The sequence below is a fragment of the Leptospira andrefontaineae genome (genome assembly GCF_004770105.1).
In the GTDB taxonomy this organism is placed as follows: Bacteria; Spirochaetota; Leptospiria; order Leptospirales; family Leptospiraceae; genus Leptospira_B; species Leptospira_B andrefontaineae.
The window spans coordinates 186,606-211,018 of sequence record NZ_RQEY01000016.1 but is presented as its reverse complement, the minus strand read 5'-3'; the positions used below and the strand labels follow the sequence as shown (position 1 = coordinate 211,018).

Below are 24,413 nucleotides of genomic sequence, written 5' to 3'. Positions count from 1 at the left end.
AAGAGGATGGAAAGAATGACCCCTGAATTCCAAACATTCGCAGAGCTCCTCAAAAAGTCTCTACCGGATTCTAAGGCACCGGATTTCGATCCAAAATGGATCGGCATGTCTCCTCGTTTCTCTGTGGAGGCAAATATCATGCAATCTCCTACTAAGGACAATGTAGTTCAACTGAGCGGCTCCAAAAATAAAGTATGGTTCTTAGCTGCGGCAGCAATCTTATTCGTAGGAATTGGAGCCGGAACTTATTTCACTATTTTCAAAAAAGAAGCCGCACCCGTAGCTGAAGGCACACTGCTTAAAGCGGCAGTCGTATTCGTTAAAGGCGAAGCAAAGAATGTAAAAGAAGCTCCTGTAGCATTACATTTAGGTGATATACTTAGCGAAGGCGATAAGATCGTAACAGGCAAAGGTGGATCGATCGATATCGGTCTAACCGATTCCAGTGTGATCCGTTTAAAAGAAAACTCTGAGTTAGTTCTCAAAAGTTTAAGACAAACTGATTCTTCTCAAATCAGGATTTCCCTTATGTCAGGTAAAATCCTGAACCTAGTCGAGAAGGAAAAGAAAAACGCAAATTACTTCGTAGATACTCCTACTGTGGTGGCTGCGGTCCGAGGAACTTCATTCGAAGTGAATGCTTCTGATAAAGAATCTTCTGTTTTCGTAGTCGAAGGTGCAGTCGAAGTAACTCCTTTGATCCATGATAAAACTGAAAAAGCTTTAATCACCGGCGGATTGATCATAGTCACAAACGAAAAAGTCATAGTGATTGAAGATACAAAACGTGCTAAAGCGGAAGCTCCTGAATATGGCGACATGCGCAAGAACTTGAGCGGCCTGGACAAAGAAGTTTTAGCGACCACTCAAAACTTAAAAACTGCTAAGACCGAGCAAGAGCTGGAAGAACTTTATGATAAGAGTATCGAACATATCATAATGAAAGACGGCCGTGAGCTAAGAGGTGTTGTGGTTTCTCAAAAGAAAGGAAAGCTGATCGTTCAAACCCTAAAAGGATCTTATATCCTGGATGAGAACTCGGTTGAAAAGATCATCTATTAAGAAAAATTAAAAGATGACTCCTAAAGTGAAGACCCGGGATTTCCCGGGTTTTTTTATGCCTACGTTAGGCTGTAGTGTGAGTTACCTTTGTGAAGCAACTTCCTAAACGGACCATTCTCCTAACTTCTTATCAAAAGAAAAAGAACCTGCTCCTCTGAACAAAAGAGAAACTGCCGCTGACACCGCGAGAATATGGTATTCGAAACCTTCTCCACCTTTGTCTCCGAACCAATTCATAAAGAAACCGAACTCTCTATGTGTAAAACCGGCGACTGTTAAAGTGATCGCAAGTCCCAAGGCCCAGAACCTGGTCAAAAATCCGAATACAAAACAGATTGTTCCAATGAATTCGAAACCGATAACCATGACTCCTAGGACATAAGGAGCACCTAAGGTCTCTGTAAAATAATCCATAGCTACGTAAAACCCGGAACCTTCGAACCAACCCAATGCCTTTTGGGCTCCATGTGGGAAGATACAAATCGCAAGTCCTAATCTTAGGAATACTGGTCCTAAACCTTCTTTTGTTTGAAATAAATTATATAACATGCCGAATCTGCATCCTATAGAACCCAAATCAGGACATATTTCCATTCTAATTTATCGGCTCCGGAACCGGGAGCTGGCTTAGGGATCAAAATAGGTTGTCGAAAGGGGTATTTCCGTAAATTTTGGTAATACGAACGCATCGGAAGGTACCTATGTCTGAAGAGACAACCGAAAAGAAGAACAAAAAAATCAACAAGATGAGCGCCGGGGAGCTTGATCAAGCTCTGAAAGACGCAGTCGAGAAGATGAACGGGGAAACGAGCAAGTACGTACAACATCTTAAAGCGAGAAAAGAAGAACTCGCAAATAAGAAGTAAGCACTACTTTCAAAACCCACAAAACCCTCCGCGGACTCGTGCGGAGGGACCTCAAGATTCCCGGGAACCATGCTACAATTCATCGATATCAAGCACCGGTTCGGTAGCTCCACACTTTTCGAAAACTTCTCCTGGCATATCAAACCAGGCTCCAAGATCGCCTTAGTCGGGCCGAATGGTTCTGGCAAATCCACTCTATTCAAAATGGCAGTTGGAGAACTAAATCCTGAAGAAGGATTAGTTAGCCGCTCCAAACATACGGAGATCTCTTTATTCCAACAGATCCCTGATTTCAATTTTGAAGCAAGGGTAATCGATACCGCACTTTCTAAACATAAGCATTATAATGAATATATAAAACGTGCAGAGGACATTCATGCAAGAATGGATCGCACGGATCATGATTCTCCTGAGTTTACTACTTTATTAGAAGAACAAAGCCAATTAGAAGAATATGCATTTACCTATGGAGTTCACGAGTTAGAAGCTCAGGCAAAAAAGATTATTGGTGGTTTAGGTTTTTCTAATGATCAAATGGAGAAGAAGGTAAAAGAATTTTCTCCCGGTTACCAACATAGACTTGGGCTTGCAATTGCAATTTTGAATCCAGGGAATCTTCTTCTTCTGGATGAACCTACCAACCACTTGGATCACGCTTCTAAGGCATGGCTTGCGGAATATCTAGTAGATACAAATCGTTCTTTCGTCCTAGTAACTCACGACCCTGAGTTTTTGAACGCAACTACTGATACGATCGCAGAATTAAATCCTTCGGGTGTTCTGGAATTTAAAGGAACCTTAGAAGATTATTTCGAACATAAAAATGAACTTTTAGATAAGCTTAGACTTCAATTCAAAAAAGAAGAAGCCTACTTAAAGAAAAGAACCGAGTGGATAGAACGTTTCCGTTCCAAGGCGACGAAAGCGAAACAAGTCCAAAGTGTTATTAAAAAATTGGAAAAAAGGGATAAGGTAGACGAACCTGAAGATTCTTTCTGGAATTCTAAAACAGAATACAGGTTCAATTATACTCCTTGCGGAAATCTTTCCTTTAGAATTGAGAATGCTTCCTTTGCTTATGAAAAAACAGGGAAGAATATTTTCTCAAACGCGGAACTTCATGTTTCTAATGGGGACAAGATCGCGATCATAGGCCCGAACGGTGCTGGTAAATCCACTTTCTTACGAAACATATTAGGAATTCATAAATTGTCCGAAGGTTCCGTTACTTTCGGACCTAAAACAAAAATCGGCTACTTCTCACAAAACCACCACGAGCACCTGGATCCTGAAAAAAATCTTTTGGAAACCATTCTTTCCGTTTATCCGGACCTTCCGGATGTGGAGGCAAGAAAACTATTGGGCTATTTTTCTTTTAGCGATGATAGAGTTTTCAAAAAAGTAGGACTTCTCTCCGGAGGAGAACAAAGCAGATTGAGATTAGCTTTATTAGTTAGATTCTCCTCTAATACTCTATTTTTGGACGAGCCTACCAACCACTTGGACTTAGTAGTAAGGGATAATTTGAAACGTGCACTCCAAGAATATCCTGGAGCAGTTTTAGTTATCTCTCACGATCCCGATTTTCTAAAGGATCTATGCACCAGAACCGTTTCCGTTTCGAATGGAAAAGTAAAAGATCTGAACACCAGCTTCTCAGATTATCTAAAATTCCCTCCTGAAGAATTGGAAGCAGAAGGCGGCTTTACTGTAAAAGCTCCTTCCGAAAATGCAGGCAGTGAAAACAAGAGCAGATCTCAAAAGAACGCTGATAAAAATCGGGTTAAAAAAATACAAAAAGAAATAGAACAAATCGAAGCTAAGATCGCTCTATTAGAAAAGAATAAATCCAACTCTGAGGAACTTCTCGCAGACCCTGAGTTTTATAAAAAGCGCAGTTACCAAATGGAACTAGACACTTATAACGAGACCAAAAAAGAGATCTCTAAGTTGACTGAAACCTGGGAAAAACTGCAAATCGAAATGGAAGAACTTACTTCCGTAGTTTAGATGATCCATAAGGAGACCGAATGAATCCAAAAGAATTAAAAAACAGATTAGATGCCAGAAAATCAGGAAGCGACGATTTTTATCTTCTGGATGTACGTAACCCGAACGAACAAGAAATAAGCACTATCGATGGAACGGATCTTTTGATCCCTGTTGCCGAATTGCCTGCTCGTATTGGAGAATTGGATTCTTGGAAATCTTCCGGAAAAGAAATTATTGTATATTGCCGCTCCGGAGCAAGATCAGCAAATGCCTGCGGAGTTTTAAAATCCACAGGATTTTCCAAAGTATTTAATTTAGAAGGCGGGATCCTTTTGTATTCCGACGAAGTGGATCCAACTCTAGCTAAATATTAAAAATTTATCATCTACTTGGATAAAAACTTAGAGATAGCCGGAAGAACTATATCCGGCTTTTCTATATGAGGTAGATGCCCGGCATCCTTCACCAAAATAAACTCAGCTCCCAAAAGCCCCTTCACATACTCGCCTTTTTCCAAAGGAGTAGTATGATCCTGATCTCCCCAAAAAATCAGTACTTGTTTTTTAGTTAAGGCTAACTTTTCAAATTCAGGCTTAGGATCGAAAGAAATAATATTCCGGATCGTAGATAGGATCGCTCTTCCAAAACCCTTAAAACTAAGTTGGGTCTCATACTTCTCTACCCAACCGTTTGGAACCTTAGAAGGATCTACAAAATCAGCAGAGATCCCCTTGGGCAAAGACGGTATGTAAACAGCAGAATTTAAATACTCTCCGATCAAAGGAATAGTCAGAGGAAATGTATTCGTTTTGGAAGTAAACGGATCTACCAAAACCACTTTTTTAATCCTATCAGGATGTTTGGAAACGTAATGAGCGACTATAGGACCGCCCATAGAAAGTCCCATTATATCGAAAGAATCGGATATATGCAGAAAATTTAATAGATCAGAGATCTGAGTATTAAACAGATCCAGATTGTAAACCGTATCAGGTCTGTCGGAATATCCTCTACCATAAAGATCGAAACGTAAAACTCGGAAACCCGCATCCGTCAAAGATTTTTGAACAGAATCCCAGATAAAATAGGGAGTAGAAAATCCATGAACTAAAACTACAAGATTTCCTTTTTCAGGTCCGGACAATTCGAAGTGAGTCCAACCTAAAGGAAGTTCAGCAAATTGACCCGAGACTCCGGAACGGACCGATTCGTTTAATTCGATTTTTTCTCTAGAGCGTACGAATGGTAATGCGGTAAGTACGATCAGTACAATTACCGCTAAGGCGAGTAGGTATTTCTTTCTCATTCTTTATCTAAAAGAATTTTACGGAAAAATAGAAAACCTTCGTCAAGAGGATCGCCGATCCCTCTTTTTTTGAGCATTCCAGTCATATCTAAAACGATGATCCCGTACATCCAGGAATACATTGTTCTTGCGAGAGAAGGATAATCTTCTTCTTTAATTTTGAATTCTCCCGATCTAACGCCCGCTCGGATAGTTTCCAAAAATACTCTATAACTGGTTGGAAGTTTAGGGAACGCTTTCCTGTGCATATGCCCATGAACCGTGTTAAACATTACCTTATGTAGTTCTTGGTTATTCCCGGAAAAATCATAATAAGCCCTTGCGATCAGGGTTAATTTTTCGTAAGCATTTTTTCCGTTCAGTCTGGAAGCTCTAAGAGTTTCGGTTAACTGAGCTTCTCCCTGGGAAATGATAATTTTGATGATATCTTGTTGGCTTTTGAAGTGAGAATAAGGACTTGCAACGCTGCAATCCAACTTCTCGGCGATCCTTCTCATGGAAAGCCCATCAATTCCCTCTTCGTTCAGTATATCCAATGCCGCCTGGACGATGGATTCTTTATTTAAACTATTTCTAGTGCGCCTTCTAGGACGCGGAGCAGCTACTGCAGTCATAATTTTTGCCTTCAGGACGATCGAAAGCCGAGAACGGCTCGAATATCGTCCCCATTGTCCAGTTATCCCAAAAATAGGCAGGATGTTCAAGAGTTTCCTTTTCAAATTTGGGGATTTTCCTAGTATAGGATACAAAAAAGATAGAAACGGACCCCTAGAATGAAAGCAACCGCCTCTTCCAAGGTTAAACCAAAGACCAAAGCCTCAAAAACCACACAACATTCCCCTAAAAAAGCCACAAACACTAAGAGCAAAACAGGGTCCCCTAAGAGACATTTTCCGGCTCCTTGGTCATTAACAGGAGAAGGATTCCTATTCCCGCTTTTCGGTAGGAAGTCCTACAATTCTGAAATGGCATTTTTAGATGAAGAAGATCGTAAGTCCTTCAAAGGAGGGCTTGGTTCCTTGATGTTAGTGAATTACGAAAGATCAGATGTTGGACCTTATTATGAACTTTTATATATTCCGGGAAATTTTGAGCATAAAGATACAAATTATAAAAGGATCACTCGTATTTTTGTATCTAGCCAAACTTCCGTAGACGAAGGAATTCGCAATTGGGCCATCCCAAAAGAAAGAGCAGACTTCATTTGGAAAAAAGAAGGTTCAGTAACTAAGATAGAAGTTTCCAGAGATGGAAAAACTTTTTTCAAAATTAAGATTCGTACATTAGGTTTTAATTTTCCAGTAAGCACTTCTATTCTTCCTTATGTTCTTTTGCAAAAAGCAGAAGATGGATCCAAACTAAGTACGGCATTTATAGGCACAGGTAAGGGAAAATTCGCAAGAATAGAATCCGTTTGGTCCGATGAAACTATCTTTCCAGACTTTATCAAAGGTGGAGGATTGAAAACAGGAATAGGAGCCTCTCCTTTTCATCTCACCTTCCCTGTTGCGGAAAACGTAGAATAAGCTGAATATTAAAATTTAATAAAATACCTTATATAAAAATCCGCAAGGAGCCCTGCTATGAAGAAATTCCGTTTAGCGATTATTCTTCCTTTCTTGTTTTTATTCTTTTCCGGGTCTGCATTTTCCGGAACAGCAAAACCTCAGATTAAAGATTTTAATTTCGAGGCTGGAATGTCCAAAGTAGATATAACAGGACCCCCAACCGGGATCATGTTCTGGGGTTATGCGCAAGAAGGACAAAAAGGAGAAGGTATACATCTTCGACAATTCGCAAGGGCCTTAGTAATCAAAGATCCTAAGACCGGAAAAGTTTTAGCTTATGTAACCGCAGAACTAGGCGGAGTTCCTCATGAAGTACAAAGAGATGTAGTAGCTCGACTAAAGAAGGAAGTGGATCAGAATTTTAATTTAGCGAATGTTCTACTGAACGCTTCTCACACTCATAGCGCTCCTGCAGGATTTTTCCATTATATTCAGAATTCAATATATACCACTAAATTTTTCCCTGAATACTATTCGGTAATTACAAATGGTATCTTTCAGGCGATCAAAGAGGCTTATTCTAAAAGAGAAATAGCCCAGCTATTAATAGGAACTGGTACTGTAGAAGGGGCAGGAGTAAATCGCTCTTTAGTGGCTTACCAAGCAAACCCAAAAGCAGAAAGAGATAAATATAATTCCGATACTGATAAAACAATGATCCAGATTTCCGTGAATACCAGAAGAGGTGTGATTGGGATCGTAAACTGGTTCGGAGTTCATACAACAAGTATGACTTTCGATAATCATTTAGTATCTACGGATAATAAAGGATACGCCTCTTATCTTTCGGAATTCGAAGCCGCAAAAAGAGGACAAAAAGATTTTATCGCAATCTTTGCCCAGGCAAACGAAGGAGATGTGACTCCAAACCTAAACCTGAACAATACCGGTCCTGGAAAAGATATGTTCGAGAGCACAAAGATCATTGGAGAAAGACAATATCTTGCGAGTTCTAAGATCTTGAATGATGATAATCTTAGAGCGTTACCTTCCGGCCTCAATTATACTCAGTCTTTTATAGATATGCCGAACTCAATCGTTCGTAAGGAATTTTCAGAAACCGGAAAGGACGAAAGGACTTGTTTGTCCGCATACGGATATGCTTTAGCAGCAGGTTCTACGGAAGAAGGTGGAGGACATTGGCTTTTTCACGAAGGAATGAAGGATGAAGATAGAAAATTCTATATTGATTGGTTAGCTGCAAGATTACTCCAAGCTCCAAGTGATGAATTAAGAGTTTGTCAAAAACCTAAAGCGATCCTTTTCCCAATGGGAGAAACAAAACCGGATCCTTCTCTTTCTCAAATCCTGCCCTTGGGACTCGCAACAATCGGTGATTTTGCTTTGATTGTTTCACCTAACGAAGTCACTACGATGTCCAGCAGAAGGATGAAAGAAACTGTCAAAAACGTTTTAGGATCTAAGATCAAAGACATAGCTCTTTCAGGGCTGACCAATGATTTTGCAGGATATATCACCACTAAAGAAGAATATTCTACCCAACAATATGAAGGCGGTCATACTCTTCATGGGCCTTTCAGCTTAGATCTTTTTAGACAAGAATACCACAGGCTTGCAAATGATCTTTTGCAAAATAAGATAAGTGTTCAAGGACCTTTTCCTAAAGATCTGAGTTCTACGGTCGTAGGGACAGACGTTCCTCATAGAGATAAGATCTCTTCATTCGATCCCAAAATCAAAACTCCGAACGAGAGTATCGCAAAGACAGGAGAATCCGTTTCTTGCGAAGTGAGTTCCGTAAATCCGAACATCTCCTATCCAAAACAAAAATCCTATTTTGATGTAGAGAAGAAAGAAGGTGATAAATGGATTACTGCTCATACAGATTCCAGCTGGGCCACTAAATTCTATTATAAAAAATCATTCTTACCTTTGTTTGACGATAAGATCCGATTGATTTGGGAAACAGATAAGAATGATACTCCTGGAGTATATAGGCTGAAACATTCTTCCTTCTATCTTAATAAAGAAGGGAAAGAAGTCCCATTCTCCATTGATTGCCCCGAATTCGAATTAAAATAGTATGACTCGGAAACGATGTAAATTGGAATGGTAGTACACCGTATTGATCTGCAGTTATTGACTGCGTAATGTTAATATTTTTAGGACTGGAAAAATGGAAGAAGCAGTTTTGTTGGACGGAATCCGTACCCCTTTCGGAAATTTCGGCGGAACATTAAAAGATGTAAGCGCAGTGGATTTAGGAGTATTGGTTTCTAAATCATTGTTGGAAAGAACAGGAGTGAATCCTTCCGATATAGGTGAGTCTATTTTCGGAAACGTCGTACCTACCGGTAAAGAAGCTATCTATCTAGCTAGACATATAGGACTCAAAACCGGATTACCGATCACAGTTCCAGCTTTAACTCTAAACAGACTTTGCGGTTCCGGAATGGAAGCAATCATTCAAGCAGCGAAAAAGATCTATTTGGGAGAATCGGAAGCGGTTCTTGCAGGCGGATCCGAATCCATGAGCAATGCACCTTATGTTGTGCGTAACGCAAGATGGGGAGTTAAATACGGTTCTGCTGAATTCGAAGATTCATTAGAGCAAGGATTAACCGACCAATATGTTGGTCTCATCATGGGAGCTACTGCGGAAAATCTTGCTGACCAATACAAGATCAGTAGAGCAGAACAAGACGAATGGGCAGGAATCTCCCAAACTAGAGCAGAAAAAGCTACGGTAGAAGGTAGACTAAAAGAAGAGATCCTTCCTGTAACTGTTGGCGGAAAAAAACCGGTTACATTAGAAAAAGATGAATTTATTAAAGGTGCAGCTTCCATCGAAAAACTTTCAGGACTAAGACCTGCATTCAGAGAAGGTGGAACGGTTACTGCAGGAAATGCATCCGGCCTGAATGACGGAGCTGCAGCAACTATCATAACTTCTGCTTCTTATGCTAAGAAGATCGGTAAAAAACCTTTGGCGATCATCAGAGGATACGGACATGCGGGATGTGATCCTGCAAAAATGGGAATCGGACCTGCGTTAGCAATTCCGATCGCTCTTAAAAAAGCAGGGTTAAAACTTTCCGACATGAGCCTTGTAGAAGTGAACGAGGCGTTTGCTGCTCAGTACCTCGCAGTTCAAAAAGAATTAGGACTAAATCCTGAGATCACAAACGTAAACGGTGGAGCAGTTGCAATCGGACATCCGCTCGGAGCAAGTGGCGCAAGAGTAACCATCACACTAGCTTACGAACTTAGAAGAAGAAAGGCAAAATACGGAGTCGCTTCTCTTTGTATCGGGGGCGGCCAAGGGATTGCTCTTATTCTGGAAAACCCGGAAGCATAATTATAAAAAAGACTAGGTCCCGCTTGGTTTGCAGGACCTAGTCCAGTTCTCACTTCCCTAGTTTACGCTTTTATAATCTTTTTTCCAATTCGAAAGTTTCTGCCAAAAGTTCGTAAGAACGAACTCTGTCTTTAAAATCGTATGTGATCGTGGAAACCACTACTTCATCTATCCCATATTCTTTAGTCAGATCTAAAATCCTTTTTTTAACCGTATCGGGAGTTCCTACAATCATTCTCCCGCGATTATGCAATAATCTGACTCGCTCCATATCTGAATACACGTACGGTTTAATTTCTTCGTAAGAAAGTATACCCTCGCTAATTCCTTTTTCAATATTTAAAAGTTGCCTGTCCATTACAGCTTGTAGTTCTTCTGCTTTCTCCTTTGTTTCAGCACATAACACAAATATTCCTACGCTTGCATGAGGAATTGAAAGTGCGTCTGAAGGTTGGAATCTTTCTTTATAAGCTCGGATACTCGCATATCCTCCGGTTGGATTAATGAATTGAGCAAAAGATAGAGCCATTCCAAAATGAGCAGCGATCAAAGCACTTTCTCCGCTGGAAGTTAAGATCCAAAGTTCGGGACAGGTTTCTGCAACAGGGATCGCTTTTACCTTCTCTTGGATAGAATCAGGTTCCGCGTTATCCGTCAAGAAATCTCGCAGATCCATCAATTGTTGGATGAAATCATTTTGAACAAAACTGTTAGAAGGATTCAATATAGCGGCTGTTAGTCGATCTCCACCGGGTGCTCTTCCAAGCCCAAGATCTATTCTTCCCGGAAATAAAGTTTCGAGCATCCTAAAATTTTCGGCCACCTTAAGTGAACTATGATTTGGAAGCATAATCCCGCCGGAACCCATTCGTATCCCTTTTGTTTCGCCGGCAAGATGTGAGATCAATACCTCGGGAGAAGATCCTGCTAACCCAAGAATATTATGGTGTTCTGAAACCCAATATCTGTGATAACCCAGTCTATCAGTAAGTTTCGCAAGTTCAATCGTCTCCTGGACCGCCTGGCTCGCTGTCCCTCCTTTACGAATTGGAGACTGATCTAAAACACTTAATCGGATCATATTAGAATGCAGACTTAACCACTCCACCATCCACACGAAGTGCAGCACCATTTGTTGCGGAAGAAAGTGGAGAAGAAAGATAAACAGCAAGATTTGCAACTTCTTCCACTGTTGCGAATCTTTGTAAAAGAGAAGTTGGTCTTGCGTTTTTGAAAAATTCTTTTTCCACAGTTGAAGTGGAAACGTTTTGTTGTTTAGCAAGATCTTCAAGAAATCCTTCTACACCTTCGGATCGAGTTGGTCCTGGCAGAATAGAATTCACAGTTACATTGGTTCCTTTTGTGAGTTCTGCAATTCCCCGGCCTAAGGAAATCTGTGCACTTTTTGTAACTCCATAATGGATCATTTCATTCGGGATCTGTATCCCGGATTCACTCGATATAAATATGATCCTTCCCCAATTCTTTTTAAGCATAGAAGGTAAATAAGCTCTGGAAAGTCTTACTCCACTAAGAACATTCACTTCGAAAAAACGGATCCAATCTTCGTCCGGGATATCTACAAAATCTTTAGGCTCGAAAATCCCAACATTATTCACAAGAATATCTATATTAGTAAATTTTGATGTAATTTTATTTACTTCTTCCTTACTTGAAAAATCGGCTTCTACACCGAGAAGATTTGCTTTGGGAACTTTTTTCTGAATGTTAGAGATTGCCTCTTCTACTCTTGCCTTGGTCCTACCGTTTACTATGACCTGCGCCCCTTCTGCCGCTAGGCCAGTGGCGATTGCTAGCCCGATTCCTGCGGTTGATCCTGTAACTAATGCAATTTTATCTTTGAGTTGGGTATCCATGTATTGTTTTCCATTACTTAGACGAAACTAACGCAAGACTAGGCAAAAACGGTTTCAGCCCATGATTTGGTCTTGGGTCGGCTTCAAATTAAATCTTGGGATCTATAGTAAGATATTTTACAGCAATTTTCGGGTTGTGCTAAATTCAAAAAATCTTTTATACTCAGGCAAAGAAATGATCCTCAGTAAAGAAATCCAATCCCCTTTAGGAATACTTCTCGCGGGCGCGGTGGAAGAAGGTATCTGCCTTTTGGAATTCACAGAAAAAGAGAGGTTGGACCTCCAACTCACTCGTCTTAAAAAAGTTTTCGGCGAGGATATCCAACCGGGAGAAAGTAAATTTTTCGATCAGTTAGAAGAACAGCTTAATGAATATTTCGAAGGGAAAAGGAAAGACTTCGACATTCCTCTGGTGGTCCTAGGCACTGACTTTCAGAAAAAAGCCTGGGAAGCACTACATTCCGTCGTTTACGGAAAAACAAATTCTTACGAGGCTCAGGCGATCAGGATCGGAGATAAAAACGCAGTCCGAGCAGTTGCCAAAGCAAATGGAGAAAATCGGATCGCTATTTTGATCCCATGTCATAGGATCGTTGGCAAGAGTGGAGATCTAACAGGATACGGTGGGGGTCTTTGGAGAAAAAAATTCCTGCTCGAATTAGAACAAAAATTTTCTGATTCTCCTACCTTACCTTTTTTCCGAGGTGAATGACAGAAGCGATACTTCCAGGAAAGGTAACTCCTTCAAAAGGAGACCAACCGCTTTTACTTTTTATATCTTCTTTTTTGAATGTAGTCGGAGTTTGAAAATCCAGAACAGTAAAACTTCCGCAATAACCTTCTTCGATCTTTCCAAAACCTTTTCCGTATTCTTTAGGTAAAAACTCTGCTACAAAATCTCCGGGATTCTCCGCACAGATCTCTGAAATTTTTTCCAAAGAGATCCCCGCAGTTTTATGCAACCAGGTCACGAATAAAGAATAAGTATCTAGTTGAGAAATACCGGACGTACCCTTTAGTTTTTCTTCTATAGAATGTGGGGCATGATCAGTAGCTAAGAAGTCGATCCAACCTTCTTTGACTCCTTGGAGTAGAGCTAATTTATCTTCCGGTCCTCTTAAAGGTGGATTCATCTGGAACCAATGACGATTTTCATCCGTGAGCATGGTTCTATCAAAGTACAAATGAGTTGGAGTCACTTCACATTTTACTTTGACTCCTCTCTTCCTAGCATCTATGATTTTCTTCAGACCTTCTTCCGTAGAATAATGGCATAACTTTCCAACTAGCTCATACTTTTCGATCAGATATAACGCAAAGTCGGTAGCTAAAGTCTCGGCAATAGCGGGCCTTCTATCCTCATGATATGTTTCGTTTTGGCTTTTTTCTAAAATTTCAGGGTCTTCACAATGAAAACTAATATTACATCCTTTATAATGACGGATCGTCTCTTCTAACTGCTCATTGGAATAAAAGAATAATTCTCCAATAGAAGGCCCCATGAATGCTTTATATGGGACATGGGCCTTGAGAGGTTTTGTATGAGGCCCGATGCCGGCATACAAAGTGATACGAACAGGAGAATGATCCGCGAGTTCTCTTTTTTTGGAATAAGTAGTGTCGTCGGTAGGAGGGATCGGGTTATTAGGCATGTCTGCGATATGGATCACACCTCCGTTGATCGCAGCATTCCCTGCAGATAAAAAATCTTCTTTGTATTTATGTTTTCCGGATTCATCCTCTCTTGCATGAACATGAATATCGCCGAAGCCTGAAAAGATCGTAAACTTATCAGGATCGAACGCAAGTTCTTCTGCATTAGAAGATTGTAATACTTTGTCTTTCTGAATAGATAGTATCAGGCCTGTTTTCGGGTCCAACTCCACTATACCTATAAAAGATCCTTTGGAGTTTTGGAATTTTCCGGATATTTTTCGAATCTGAGCAGCCATTAGCCCAGTTTATCTCAGGCGCCTTTTTTTTCTATCGCATTCAAAAGTTTCGTAACTGCAGCGGAAGGCCCCTGCTCCTTACGAATTTGAACCGCAAGATCCCTGGCCTCATCTAAACGATTTGTATGATAATACATATCCGCAAGGTGAAGATTGTTTTGAGCATGACCTTCCGAGATTGATCTTAGTTCTTCCGACAAACGGATGGCCTCTTGGATATCTCCTGTCTTTTTAGCACAATAAGAGAGTATAAAAAGCATTTCGGGATCTTTCACGATACCCATCTCTCGCAGCTCCTGGGCAGCCATATAAGCAGTTTGGTAATCTTTTATCTTTAGCCCAAGCTTTAAGATCAACTTAGAACGAACTGGATGTGAATCTTGGCTTCCTTGTAGATCAGAAAGGAATTTTCTCAATTCTGAAACTGAGTTAGTCTTTTTGATCCGATCAGAAATTTCTTTCCAAGAAGGAATTCCTCCACTATATTTAGGCGCAGTTTCATTCCGACTAAAAGAAGAATGTCCGGAATCCTCTTCCGTTCGGATAGATTGGATCATTCTGTTAAATTGATCCGCTAAACTGCCGATCTCATCCCAAGCTTCCGGATGTAATTCTCTTTGCAGATCTCCTTCAGTAGCAAGCTCCAATGCAGAATATAATCTATCCAAAGGGTAGATCACGAAGAAGGAGAAAAACGAATTGATCGCTATTGAGAAAAGAAGAAGACAAACTAAAAACGCAAGCACCGGCTTTTTCAGTAATCCAGTTTCGAAAGCCAAGAACTCCTGATAAGGAATCCCAATCTCTTTCATTTGAGTTTTACCCGGAGATTTTTGGATTATGGAATAATAATATTCCCCCATCGCGAGTCCAGGGATCCTTCTAAAGCGAGGTTCTCCTTCAGGAACTAGCTCTCTCATTTGGTCCAAAGTAAAATTACGCAATGCCTCTCCTTCCGCAGAAGAGTTCTTAACAGAACCGGAGAGTATTTTTAAGAATAATGCAAACTTCTCCTCCTTACCGTCGGGAGAGATCTGTTCTAAAATGCCGTCTCGAATATCCTTTGGAGGAAGGTTCTTGATCTTTTTACGGACCTTCTCCAAAGTTTTGGAAAAGCTTATTAAATTTTCAGAATATTTATCTGAACCTTTCAAAGATTCAGCAACCTTCGCATAAGAAGGAAATTCTTTATTCAAAGCGGATGGATTATTCCAAATAAAAGAAAGGATCAGATCTCTTTTAGATTCTGCAAAAAAAGAAGTCTCCAACCCCCCGGAGGCGGTCAGAACAAATCCATCATTATCTTGAACAGAAAGTAGATAGGAATCAGGAGAAAGATCCTGTGCCTTCAATTTTTCCTTAACTGTTTCATTAAAAGATTCTAATCCAGGTTGTAAGAATAACCAACTGCTTCCTTGGAAAACGAATAATAATAATAACACGATCCCGAGTAAAATGGGGGACCTAAGACTGAAAGCCTCTCCAGAAGCTCTTAAATGGATCAGCCATGCTAAAAATAATGCGGTTAGAAAAATAGGATTCCAAAAAGAAAGTCCGATGGCTCTGTCCAAAGGATAAGCAATCTCTTTTAGATGAAAAAGTATTGTAGTTCCAAGAAGAAGTAAAAAAGGCACCCAAAGAGAAAGTGCCATCAACTGAATATCCGATCTATGAGCTTGGAAACCTCTCCAGACACCGAAAAGCAATATTACAGAAATATAAATAATCCCGAACCAGAATATAACCCTTTCATCCGTTCTATGGATTACGTCGTATACTCCTCCACCGAAATCATAAACAGGTTTTGCGAATATTGTTCCTACAATGTGCAAGACCAAAAGACTTAAGGCCAGAAAATAGCCAGCACCTAATAAGATCCTTCCTGTCTTTTCAGAGGCCTGTGAATTCAATAGGAAGAAGTATAAGCATAGATGGGCGCAGAGTAAAAACGCAGAAGGAAGCGAAAGCCATCTATGTAAAAAAGAAAGAGGATGAAAGAAAGAAGTCCCGAGCAAAAATGAAAGCTCGAGTAGCGCACAATATAGGAATACCCAGCCTAAATGTAAGGTTGTTTCATATTTTTCCTTTCTAATTAAAAGAAAAAAAGCGCAGAGCCCAGATAGAACAAATCCGGTAAGATAACTAACGCTGGAAAAAGTTAAAACAGCCATGATGGTTCAAAGCATCATTTCACACAAATGACTGCGAATTTATTCGTGCTGGGACTTGGAGAAAAATCGCCGCTGCTTAAGTTTACGGTCATATAATCCCCTTTGTCTCCAGCGGCACTTGTAGACCAAAACAATCCGATCGTTTTGATTTTCTTATCAGCTCTTTTGGAGAATGTCTTAAGCTCTTCCTTATCCGGAAGTCTCTTTCTTCTAGAAGAACAATAACGAACTGCATCTTCCCAAACAACCGGAGATCCAGCTTCTTCATCCCAACCATGTTTTCCATAAACAGGGGTTTTATCCAAATATTCCTGAACGATAAAATATCCGAAAAATACGATCAATGCGACTGCGAGAAATCCAATCACTTTTACGAGAGTCCCTGAACTTCCTCCGGATTGATGAGGAGCCTTCATCGGAAGTTCTTTCATCGTTTCTGAAATTTTAGTAGCTACGGTATGCTGTTGGTGGCGATTCGAACGACCGTGATCCGGTCTTTTTTTCTGCTGATGGCCGCGGTTTCCTCCGCCTGGATGTTTGTGGGAAGATTCTTGTTTTTTATTCCCGGAGGTTTTGCGAGGAGGCTTACGACGGTTCGCCATAAAGTGGGTTATCCTTTCAGTCGATGGATTTGGACCTATTTATTCTAAAAGGCCCTAAACGAATTTTAAAATCGTCCGTAAAAGAATCTCTACCAAGACTAGCTCATTTAGTAAAGAAAAAACCGCCAGGTCGAAAGGAAAGCCCCTACACATACTTAAAAAAGGTCGAATGTTTCCAGTATAGCCGAAAGGATTGTCCCAGAATGCAGACGATTCGAATCGGATTAATTGGCGCAGGCACGGTCGGCTCAGGAGTTCTTAAAATTCTTTCGGAAGAATCCGCAAGATTCGAAAAAGAATACGGTATCTCTCTAAATGTACATACAATTTGTACCAGAACTCCCTCTAAAATTGCCCCTATTTCGAAATTATTTTCCAAAGTAAAAATAACAGACGATTACAAACAAGTGGTGGGAAACCCCGAAATCGATACAATCATCGAACTTGTAGGAGGTACAACCATCTCCGAAGAGATCGTATTAGGTGCTTTACAATCCAAACAAACAGTAATCACAGCCAACAAGGCACTTCTTTCCGAAAAAGGAGAGATCATTTATAAAACTGCGGAAGAGAACCAAACTGAAATTGGATTCGAAGCTTCCGTCGGTGGTTCTATTCCGATCATCCGTGCCATACGAAATTGTTTGGCAGGAGACAAGTTTCTAGGACTTTACGGGATCCTAAATGGAACAACTAACTTTATTCTTTCTAAAATGGAAACAGAAGGTTTAGATTATAAAGAAGCGTTAAAACTCGCTCAGGAAAAGGGATTTGCAGAAGCAGATCCAAGCTTCGATGTAGAAGGCATAGACACAGCTCATAAGATCAGTATTTTAGGATCCTTAGCCTTCGGAGAAAAAATCCCTCTACAAAACATAGTGGTCGAAGGTATAACAAAGATTACACGATTAGATATCGCATTCGCTTCTGACCTGGGTTATAGGATCAAGTTACTCGGTCTTGTAAGAAAATTGGACGGCAAGGTAGAAGCCAGGGTCCAACCTGTAATGATCCCAAAACATCATGCGTTTGCAAGTGTGATGAATGAGACAAATGCAGTATATTACAAGACAGCATTTGCCGGTCCGGGGTTGATCGTAGGAAAAGGAGCAGGCGCCTTGCCTACCGCCTCCGCAGTGGTTTCGGACTTGATCTATTACAGCTCAAGAAGGGGCAAAAATCTTCCGATGGAAAAGAACAGATTTCCAAAAGCCTCCATATCTGAAGCCAACCAAACAGAAGCTAGATATTATCTGAGATTTAATACCTTGGACCAACCAGGGGTTTTAGCGGAAATTGCAAAAGATTTGGGAACAAACGGAGTATCTATTTCTTCTGTTCGCCAAAACGAATCTGAAAAGGAACCTGCAGAAGTAGTGGTGGTCACACATCCGTGTGTAGAAGCTTCGATTTCTGCGTCTTTAGGAAGGATAGATGCTTCCGAAGTGGTATTAGAACCTTCGGTCGCGATCCGCTTAGAAGACAAATTGTAAAAGTATGAACGAATTTCCCTGCACATTATCCTTACATGAAGGATTCGGGGATTCACATTTGGATTTATTTTTGGATATTGACGGAAATTCTCGTCTAATCACCTTCGGAACAGTAGCTTCTTATTGGGAATTGCTCCAAAGTGGATCGAAAATAACTTTTCAAAGAAAGAATGATCACAGAAGGATCTATCTGGACTTAGAAGGCGAAATCGAAGAGAAAGGACGACTTAGGATACTCTACCGCGGATCCGCCAAAACGGATTCCAAACCGGAAGAAGTCTCCAGATGGACGGAATTGACAGCCACCATCAAAGACGGAACAATGATGCTTTAACGCGGATCGGGATAAAATGGCAAAAACGGAATTCGAAGGCCTTTACATAGAAACTAAAAGAGACTCCGTCGGAGACAAAGAAGTTTTAGTCGTCATCATGAACGGAAAAGTGACGAATTCGAACGCTTTCGAAATTTCCAGAAAGATCAATTTCGTTTTCGACGAAGGGATCTACGAGATCATCTTAGACCTTTCTTCTTTGGAATATATTAATAGTGTTGGAGTTGCGACACTTCTAACACTGATCAAAACCGTAGACCAGCATAATGGAAAGATCGTGATCGGGGGATTGAATCACTTCTTAGAGAATGTGATCCGATTGATGGAATTACCTAAAAAGGTAGCGATCTATCATACTCTGGACGAGGCCAAAGCGGTCTTTAAATAATACTTTCTTGTTTAGAAAGAATATCTAAATATTCTAAAATACCTTTTGCAATGGTCTCCTTGGAAGCGGGACCGATCTCCTTTTTAGAACCTTCTTTTCCGTAAATGATCACGCTTGTATCCAAGTCTCCAAAACCTTTGGAGTCTTTACCCACGTAATTTCCTACGATAAAATCCAGGTTTTTTCTTTTAAGTTTACCAAGTGCATTTTGGTCCAATAAATCTGTTTCAGCGGAGAAGCCTATACGGAGAACATCTTTCAGATTTTGTTCCTGAATCTTTTCGTGAACGGAAACAAGTATATCTGGATTTTTGATCAGTTCCAGAACTAAAGTATCGCTACCTTCTTCTTTTTTGATCTTGGAATCGTTTGCATTTTTAGGGCGAAAATCAGCCGGAGCAGCTGCCATGATAAGAATAGAAGAAGAATCCACTTCTTTCAGAACTGCGTCTCTCATTTCCAGAGTGGTTTCTACCTTAAGAATTCTTGCGCCCTTAGGTTCAGAATATTTTGGCTCAGTTAAACCACGAATATAAACTACATCTTTTACTAAATGAGCTGCTTCCTCAGCCAAACAATATCCCATTTTTCCGGAAGAAGCATTCGAAATAAAACGCACAGGATCGATCCACTCTCTAGTCGGTCCCGAACTTATTATAATTTTTGAATATTTAGCCAAGATCGAACATCTTATTTAGAAGTTTTCAGGTACTGTTCCAGGATCTTTTTTTGCATCACAGGAACATCTGCTAATTTTCCGTAACCCTCGTCACCGCAAACCACAACTCCTTCCTGAGGATCTAAAATGATCACTCCGTCTTCTTTCAGACGAGCGAGATTTCTCTGTGTGGCTGGATGCGTGAACATATTCGGATTCATTGCAGGCGCAACTAATACAGGACATTTCGCAGCAAGGTAAGTAGAAGTTACAAGATCGTCCGCAATTCCGTTCGCCATTTTTGCGATAATATTTGCAGTAGCGGGAACAACGGCAATCACAGCCGCACGATTCCTTGCATCGATATGAGCCATTCCTTGCTCGTATTCGTCTACCTGGACTTTTTTACCTGTAAGAGCTTCGAACGTGATCGGACCGATAAATTTGGTCGCGTTCTGGGTCATGATCACGGAAACAGGATAACCTTCTTTCGTAAGATTACGCACCAGTTCGCAAGCCCTAAAAGCCGCGATACTTCCACTGACTGCGATCAGAATATCCTTTTTGTCCATAGTGCAGATCCAAAACCGATCTATTAGATTTACAACTTAAATCGCAAAAGAAGAAGTAGTGGGAAGCCTAGTAAAACGGACGGTCATGATCTTATTCCCATCCATTTTTTCTACGGTCAGTTTACCTTCAGGGATTGCAACTTCGGTTCCTTCCTTAGGCATATCCTCTAACTTCTCTAAAATAAAACCCGCGATCGTACGTATATCATTTAGATCTTCTGCTTCGATACCAGTTAGGATCTCTTTTAATTCGTCGAGTTCTGTCTCTCCGTCTATATCAAATGCATCAGGAGAATGTGATGGAACTGCATCTGTTTCATGATCGTCAGTCTCGTCCCGGATCTCGCCGAAAACTTCTTCTACTATGTCTTCCATAGTAAGTAATCCGGAAACTCCGCCGTATTCGTCGATCACGATCGCCATATGTTGTTTTGCGACCCGCAATTTCTGCAGAACCTTTTCGATGGACATACCTTCTGGAACCACGATAGGAGGTTGCATGATCGTAGTGACTTTTGCTTTCTTATTCCGTTTAGATTCTGAAAGCCAAGCAAGATAAGCCTGAACGTGAATTATACCTACTATATTATCAGTGGTTCCTTCATACACTGGATATCTAGAAAAATGATGTTCAGCGATGATCGAAAGCACTCCGTCCATTTGACTATCTGCAGGAATTCCTACAATGCTCAAACGATGAGTCATCACGTCCTTTGCTAAATGTTCGGAAAACTGAAAAGTATTTTGGATGATCTGGAATTCTTCCTGATCAATATTTCCCTGTTTATTTTGTTCTTGGATCAAGATCATCAATTCTTCCGGAGAATGTATGATACGATGAGAATCTTCCTTAAATCCGATCGTTTTCAAAAGAAAAGAAGTCATTCCATTTAAGAAAAATGTAATAGGGAAAAATAAATAATAAAAGAAGAATATAGGAGCGCTTGTCACCAAGGCCAAGGTTTCCGTCTTTTGTATCGCAACGGTTTTAGGAAGAAGTTCTCCCAAAAGAATATGCAAAAATGTGATCAATGCAAATGAGATCGCTACTGCAATACCATGAACAGTTAAGTCGGAATCAGGATAACCTGCGTAATGAAAAATAGGTTCTATCCAACTGGAGAGATAACCTTCTCCCACCCAACCTAAAAGTAGACTTGCAATTGTGATCCCCACCTGACAGACGGAGAGCATATCGTTCAACATGCTTGCCGCTTTTTTGGTGAGAACAGCCATAGGTCTGCCGTCTCTAATCAATTCTTCCAAACGAGAAGGTCTGATCGAGACTAAGGCAAACTCTGCGGACACAAAAAATCCGTTCGCAAAGATAAGAAGAAGTATTACGAAAAATCCAATCACGTCCATTAACGGCAAGATCTTCCGAATGTAAGATTTAGGCAGATTGCTAGATCGAAAGAATAAAACAAGGTGGGAAAAATATGGCTTTGGTCCGGAAAAATCCGGCTTCTACTGTCGGGGTCCATCTATCTGTGATACCATCCCTGAAAAACGGTGCATTGTCGAGTGTTTTGGAGGCGAAAAAATGAAAATTTACCCTTTTACCGAACCATGTTTAAGTAGGTTATTCAGCATTCCGAACCATTTTGAGGACTCTGGAATTCAGATTTGGATCCCCATTTTCATTGGCAAGTCTCTCTAATAAATTTATGTCGGATTCTGATTCGGGATTCCAGTATTTAACAAAATAAAGACGAGAAGTCCCTGCGGACAACCAGAACCTGGCCCAGTCCAAAAAGTCCTCTGATTTATCTCCCCAACCCGAACCACTGAGTGAATCCTTAGTAAATGCAATCCTATCTGGTAAATTCCTGAAATCTAATCTACGTTTTGCTTTTCGAAAAGAAATGGAATCAGATCCACAGGACCATTCATAATCCCGAAGACCATTAGGAGATTTAGAAGTTACCTTCATATTCCAAACGAGTAGTGCAGACTTTCCTTGGAGCAATTTAGATCCATCATAATATTGTAATGGAAAGGATTGCCAACCCAGATGACCATCGCCTTCCGGAAGATTTTTAGGGAAAAGATTCTCACAAGCAGGACCGAATACTTTTTTAGCGGAATCAGATTCGTCTCTTTTATCAAATCTAAGGAATAATTTGATCTCAGAGTCAGGGAATTCTTTTCTTAAATATTCAGCTGCTTCCACTCCTGGGGAATTCAGGTAAATTTGGACCTTCTCCTTTTTGGAAAAAGATTCCATCGTACTTCTAAATGCAGATTGAGCAGTATAACTAGTAGGATTATCCGTATTCAATTCTCTCGCTTCCAGCTCGGAAGAATCCCCATCTTTGTGAAATAGGAACACTCTCTTATCTTTCACGAAAACGGCGATAAGCGGATGAGTTAACTTTTTAAAATTAGCATTCCTGAGAGGATCCGATTCTTCTCTAATACGAGTGGATTCCTTGGTCCTCATTTCGGACCAAGCAGATTTCCAAGGTTCTCTTCCAGGAGGATAAAAACCTTTATATCTAGATATTCTATTATGAGTTTTAAGGATAGCGAGGTCAGGAGGAGAATCTTCTTCCTGAAGTTCTGAATTTTCCTCAGAATGGATCATAAAGGAAAGTAGATCGTTCGTATAACCGTGCCTGGTATAAAAATCGATGGCAGAATTTTCTAAACTTTTACTTCCGAAAGCAGGAGGCAGATAATTTTTGATCTCGAAAGTTTTATCGTCCACATTCCCGGAAGCTGAAATTTTAAGAGCTTGGTCTAAGAAACCTTTTACACCTCTTAGGTTAGAAGATTCTTTATGAGAAAGGAATAACCCGTTCAAGCGGATCCATTCTTCTTTATAAGAAGGATCTTCTTTTAAGATACCGCCCGCCTTAGTGAACTCTATGATGGCTTTTCTAAGATTATTGGTTTTTAACTGCAAAAATCCGTGGAGTAATGTGGCGGAATATTCTACTCTTCTCCATCCCTTACTTTGAGCGAGAAAGCTCAGATCCATAGCAAGTTTAGAAGCAACTTCAGGTTCATCTTCCGAAAGTATTTGAATAATTCTTAATTTAGTAAATAGATCGTCTTCTGTCAGATTTTTAGGAGTACTGACCGACTGAAGAGCATCCACTGCTTTGTGAGAATTTTTGGATTTCCAAACAGCAACAGACACCAAGTCACGAGCACTATTGATCGGAATAGGTTCACCCAAGAAAGGATGAAGTATCTTAGTGGACCAATGTAAAAAGTCCAAATTTAAATAATATTCCAAAGCTCTTGCAGAGTCGCCTTGCAGATAAGCAAGAGTTCCCAGCTTCAGATACAATGAATTTTTATAAGTGGGGGCCATCTCCCCCTGTCTTTCTATAATATACTTTAAAACTTTTTCGGCAGAATTCGGATCTCCATCTACCAGATAGTAATACGCCAATTTTTCGTAAGAATGAGAGAGCATTCTTCCGCCCAAATTTTCTGAAACGATCCCTATTTTAGAGAATTGGATCGCATCTCTGGCAAATCCTAACTCTGAAAGATAATCCGCAATATTAGGAAGGAAATTAGACAAGAAAGGAATATGTTTTAGCTCCTTCTCCTCAGGATCTGTAACTCCAGGAAAAGGAGAAAGTATTCTTTGCAGATTCGTATATTCTCGATCATGGTTCGGATCCGAAAGTTTGAAATCCGCCATATAACTTCCGAGACGAAGCGTCCTACAAAGTGAATAATATTGTTTTTTAGGAGAACATTTGATCTTATCTGCCGGCTTTTTATGAAGAAGAACGTTACGCGTTGATTCGGCCAATTCTTTTTGGTATATGTCTCCAGCAGGCGGATTCCAGGATTTTAGAAAACTTTCCCCATTGGATTTTTTGGAGAAGTAGATATCTTGAAAATAAAGTAGAAGAACTTCTGCAAATCCTAGATCTTTTTCCTTTCGGATAGAATTGATCAGATTGGAGAATTTTCCGGAATCTTTATTAAGTAATAAATATTCCCCCGCTAAAAGTGCGAACTCTGATTTTTGGACCGTATTTAGACCTTCCGGAAAGGAATTAAAATCGGTTTCTTTGGTCAGGACGTTCTTGCCATCCATCAAAAGATAAAAATTACCCGGAGAACCTGTCCAACCGTAATCATTACGGGTCTGGGCTGAGAGGGACGTACAAAAAGAACAGAATGAAATTAATAAAAATGGAATATACCTGAAAATTAGGCTGATACCGCCTATATTAGGAATATTTAAAATTGCATTTTGCAAGGGAATCGATCGCGATTTAAGA

At 40.3% G+C, this 24,413-nt stretch carries 23 protein-coding genes; 11 read left to right on the top strand and 12 right to left on the bottom strand.

The features are described 5' to 3' along the window. The first annotated feature begins 6 nt into the window (after positions 1–6). Positions 7–1,062 carry a FecR family protein gene (locus tag EHO65_RS11000; protein ID WP_135774258.1) on the top strand — a complete coding sequence of 352 codons (1,056 nt, stop codon included), beginning with the start codon at positions 7–9 and terminating at the stop codon, positions 1,060–1,062. 102 nt (positions 1,063–1,164) lie between these two features. Here the strand turns inward: EHO65_RS11000 and EHO65_RS10995 are convergent, their stop codons facing one another. Beyond that, complete coding sequence (locus EHO65_RS10995; RefSeq protein ID WP_135774256.1) at positions 1,165–1,611, bottom strand: DoxX family protein; 447 nt, start codon at positions 1,609–1,611, stop codon at positions 1,165–1,167. Between the two features lie 152 nt (positions 1,612–1,763). Between EHO65_RS10995 and EHO65_RS19920 the strand changes: the two genes are divergently transcribed. From EHO65_RS19920 to EHO65_RS10985, 3 genes are all read left to right on the top strand, one after another. Continuing rightward, entirely contained in the window at positions 1,764–1,928 is a 165-nt protein-coding gene (locus tag EHO65_RS19920) for a hypothetical protein (RefSeq protein WP_167482024.1), read from the top strand. A 69-nt stretch (positions 1,929–1,997) separates the two neighbouring features. After that, positions 1,998–3,938 (top strand): ABC-F family ATP-binding cassette domain-containing protein, encoded by a 1,941-nt coding sequence (locus EHO65_RS10990; RefSeq protein ID WP_135774254.1) that lies wholly within the window; start codon positions 1,998–2,000, stop codon positions 3,936–3,938. A gap of 20 nt (positions 3,939–3,958) precedes the next feature. Further along, the gene (locus tag EHO65_RS10985; RefSeq protein ID WP_135774252.1) at positions 3,959–4,294 is read left to right on the top strand and encodes a rhodanese-like domain-containing protein; all 336 of its coding nucleotides are present in this window, start codon (positions 3,959–3,961) and stop codon (positions 4,292–4,294) included. 11 nt (positions 4,295–4,305) lie between these two features. Here EHO65_RS10985 and EHO65_RS10980 read toward each other — a convergent pair whose 3' ends face one another. Together EHO65_RS10980 and EHO65_RS10975 are read right to left on the bottom strand one after the other, a co-directional pair. Beyond that, positions 4,306–5,226 carry an alpha/beta fold hydrolase gene (locus EHO65_RS10980; RefSeq protein WP_135774251.1) on the bottom strand — a complete coding sequence of 307 codons (921 nt, stop codon included), beginning with the start codon at positions 5,224–5,226 and terminating at the stop codon, positions 4,306–4,308. Continuing rightward, positions 5,223–5,840, bottom strand: coding sequence for a TetR/AcrR family transcriptional regulator (locus EHO65_RS10975; protein WP_086448539.1), 618 nt, complete (start codon positions 5,838–5,840; stop codon positions 5,223–5,225). Before EHO65_RS10975 ends, EHO65_RS10980 begins: the two co-directional genes overlap by 4 nt. A gap of 159 nt (positions 5,841–5,999) precedes the next feature. Between EHO65_RS10975 and EHO65_RS10970 the strand changes: the two genes are divergently transcribed. From EHO65_RS10970 to EHO65_RS10960, 3 genes are all read left to right on the top strand, one after another. Continuing rightward, complete coding sequence (locus EHO65_RS10970; protein ID WP_135774249.1) at positions 6,000–6,752, top strand: acetoacetate decarboxylase family protein; 753 nt, start codon at positions 6,000–6,002, stop codon at positions 6,750–6,752. Positions 6,753–6,809: 57 nt separating this feature from the next. Then, positions 6,810–8,837: a neutral/alkaline non-lysosomal ceramidase N-terminal domain-containing protein gene (locus EHO65_RS10965; RefSeq protein ID WP_135774247.1), complete on the top strand. Its 2,028-nt coding sequence runs from the start codon at positions 6,810–6,812 to the stop codon at positions 8,835–8,837. A 94-nt stretch (positions 8,838–8,931) separates the two neighbouring features. Continuing rightward, positions 8,932–10,113 carry an acetyl-CoA C-acetyltransferase gene (locus EHO65_RS10960; RefSeq protein ID WP_135774245.1) on the top strand — a complete coding sequence of 394 codons (1,182 nt, stop codon included), beginning with the start codon at positions 8,932–8,934 and terminating at the stop codon, positions 10,111–10,113. 70 nt (positions 10,114–10,183) lie between these two features. On the opposite strand, the gene EHO65_RS10955 is transcribed toward EHO65_RS10960, so the two are convergent. Further along, on the bottom strand, positions 10,184–11,194 hold the full coding sequence (locus EHO65_RS10955) for an LLM class flavin-dependent oxidoreductase (RefSeq protein WP_135774504.1): 1,011 nt from the start codon (positions 11,192–11,194) through the stop codon (positions 10,184–10,186). A gap of 1 nt (position 11,195) precedes the next feature. Further along, on the bottom strand, positions 11,196–11,990 hold the full coding sequence (locus EHO65_RS10950) for an SDR family NAD(P)-dependent oxidoreductase (RefSeq protein WP_135774243.1): 795 nt from the start codon (positions 11,988–11,990) through the stop codon (positions 11,196–11,198). A gap of 175 nt (positions 11,991–12,165) precedes the next feature. On the opposite strand from EHO65_RS10950, the gene EHO65_RS10945 reads away from it, so the two are divergent. Further along, positions 12,166–12,702: a methylated-DNA--[protein]-cysteine S-methyltransferase gene (locus tag EHO65_RS10945; protein ID WP_135774241.1), complete on the top strand. Its 537-nt coding sequence runs from the start codon at positions 12,166–12,168 to the stop codon at positions 12,700–12,702. On the opposite strand, the gene EHO65_RS10940 is transcribed toward EHO65_RS10945, so the two are convergent. Genes EHO65_RS10940 through EHO65_RS10930 form a run of 3 tightly spaced genes read right to left on the bottom strand, consistent with a single transcriptional unit; the run spans position 12,674 to position 16,715 of the window. Beyond that, a complete protein-coding gene (locus tag EHO65_RS10940; protein ID WP_135774239.1) occupies positions 12,674–13,942 on the bottom strand; it encodes an amidohydrolase family protein in 1,269 nt (422 codons plus the stop codon). The two genes, EHO65_RS10945 and EHO65_RS10940, sit on opposite strands and share 29 nt — an antisense overlap. Before the next feature lie 14 nt (positions 13,943–13,956). After that, entirely contained in the window at positions 13,957–16,113 is a 2,157-nt protein-coding gene (locus EHO65_RS10935; protein ID WP_135774237.1) for a tetratricopeptide repeat protein, read from the bottom strand. A 14-nt stretch (positions 16,114–16,127) separates the two neighbouring features. Further along, entirely contained in the window at positions 16,128–16,715 is a 588-nt protein-coding gene (locus EHO65_RS10930) for an LIC_10572 family protein (RefSeq protein ID WP_135774236.1), read from the bottom strand. Positions 16,716–16,918: 203 nt separating this feature from the next. On the opposite strand from EHO65_RS10930, the gene EHO65_RS10925 reads away from it, so the two are divergent. The 3 genes from EHO65_RS10925 to EHO65_RS10915 are packed head-to-tail and all read left to right on the top strand — an operon-like array spanning position 16,919 to position 18,930. Further along, the gene (locus EHO65_RS10925) at positions 16,919–18,208 is read left to right on the top strand and encodes a homoserine dehydrogenase (protein WP_135774233.1); all 1,290 of its coding nucleotides are present in this window, start codon (positions 16,919–16,921) and stop codon (positions 18,206–18,208) included. Positions 18,209–18,212: 4 nt separating this feature from the next. Continuing rightward, entirely contained in the window at positions 18,213–18,542 is a 330-nt protein-coding gene (locus tag EHO65_RS10920; RefSeq protein ID WP_135774231.1) for a hypothetical protein, read from the top strand. Positions 18,543–18,558: 16 nt separating this feature from the next. Next, entirely contained in the window at positions 18,559–18,930 is a 372-nt protein-coding gene (locus EHO65_RS10915; protein WP_086447319.1) for an STAS domain-containing protein, read from the top strand. On the opposite strand, the gene EHO65_RS10910 is transcribed toward EHO65_RS10915, so the two are convergent. The 4 genes from EHO65_RS10910 to EHO65_RS10895 form a co-directional block, all read right to left on the bottom strand. Continuing rightward, a complete protein-coding gene (locus tag EHO65_RS10910) occupies positions 18,923–19,609 on the bottom strand; it encodes a phosphopantothenoylcysteine decarboxylase domain-containing protein (protein ID WP_135774230.1) in 687 nt (228 codons plus the stop codon). The genes EHO65_RS10915 and EHO65_RS10910 overlap by 8 nt on opposite strands. 11 nt (positions 19,610–19,620) lie before the next feature. After that, the gene (locus tag EHO65_RS10905) at positions 19,621–20,160 is read right to left on the bottom strand and encodes a phosphopantothenoylcysteine decarboxylase (protein WP_135614346.1); all 540 of its coding nucleotides are present in this window, start codon (positions 20,158–20,160) and stop codon (positions 19,621–19,623) included. A gap of 36 nt (positions 20,161–20,196) precedes the next feature. Continuing rightward, positions 20,197–21,525 (bottom strand): hemolysin family protein, encoded by a 1,329-nt coding sequence (locus EHO65_RS10900; RefSeq protein ID WP_135774228.1) that lies wholly within the window; start codon positions 21,523–21,525, stop codon positions 20,197–20,199. Positions 21,526–21,742: 217 nt separating this feature from the next. After that, a complete protein-coding gene (locus tag EHO65_RS10895; protein ID WP_135774226.1) occupies positions 21,743–24,391 on the bottom strand; it encodes a tetratricopeptide repeat protein in 2,649 nt (882 codons plus the stop codon). Between the last annotated feature and the right edge of the window lie 22 nt (positions 24,392–24,413).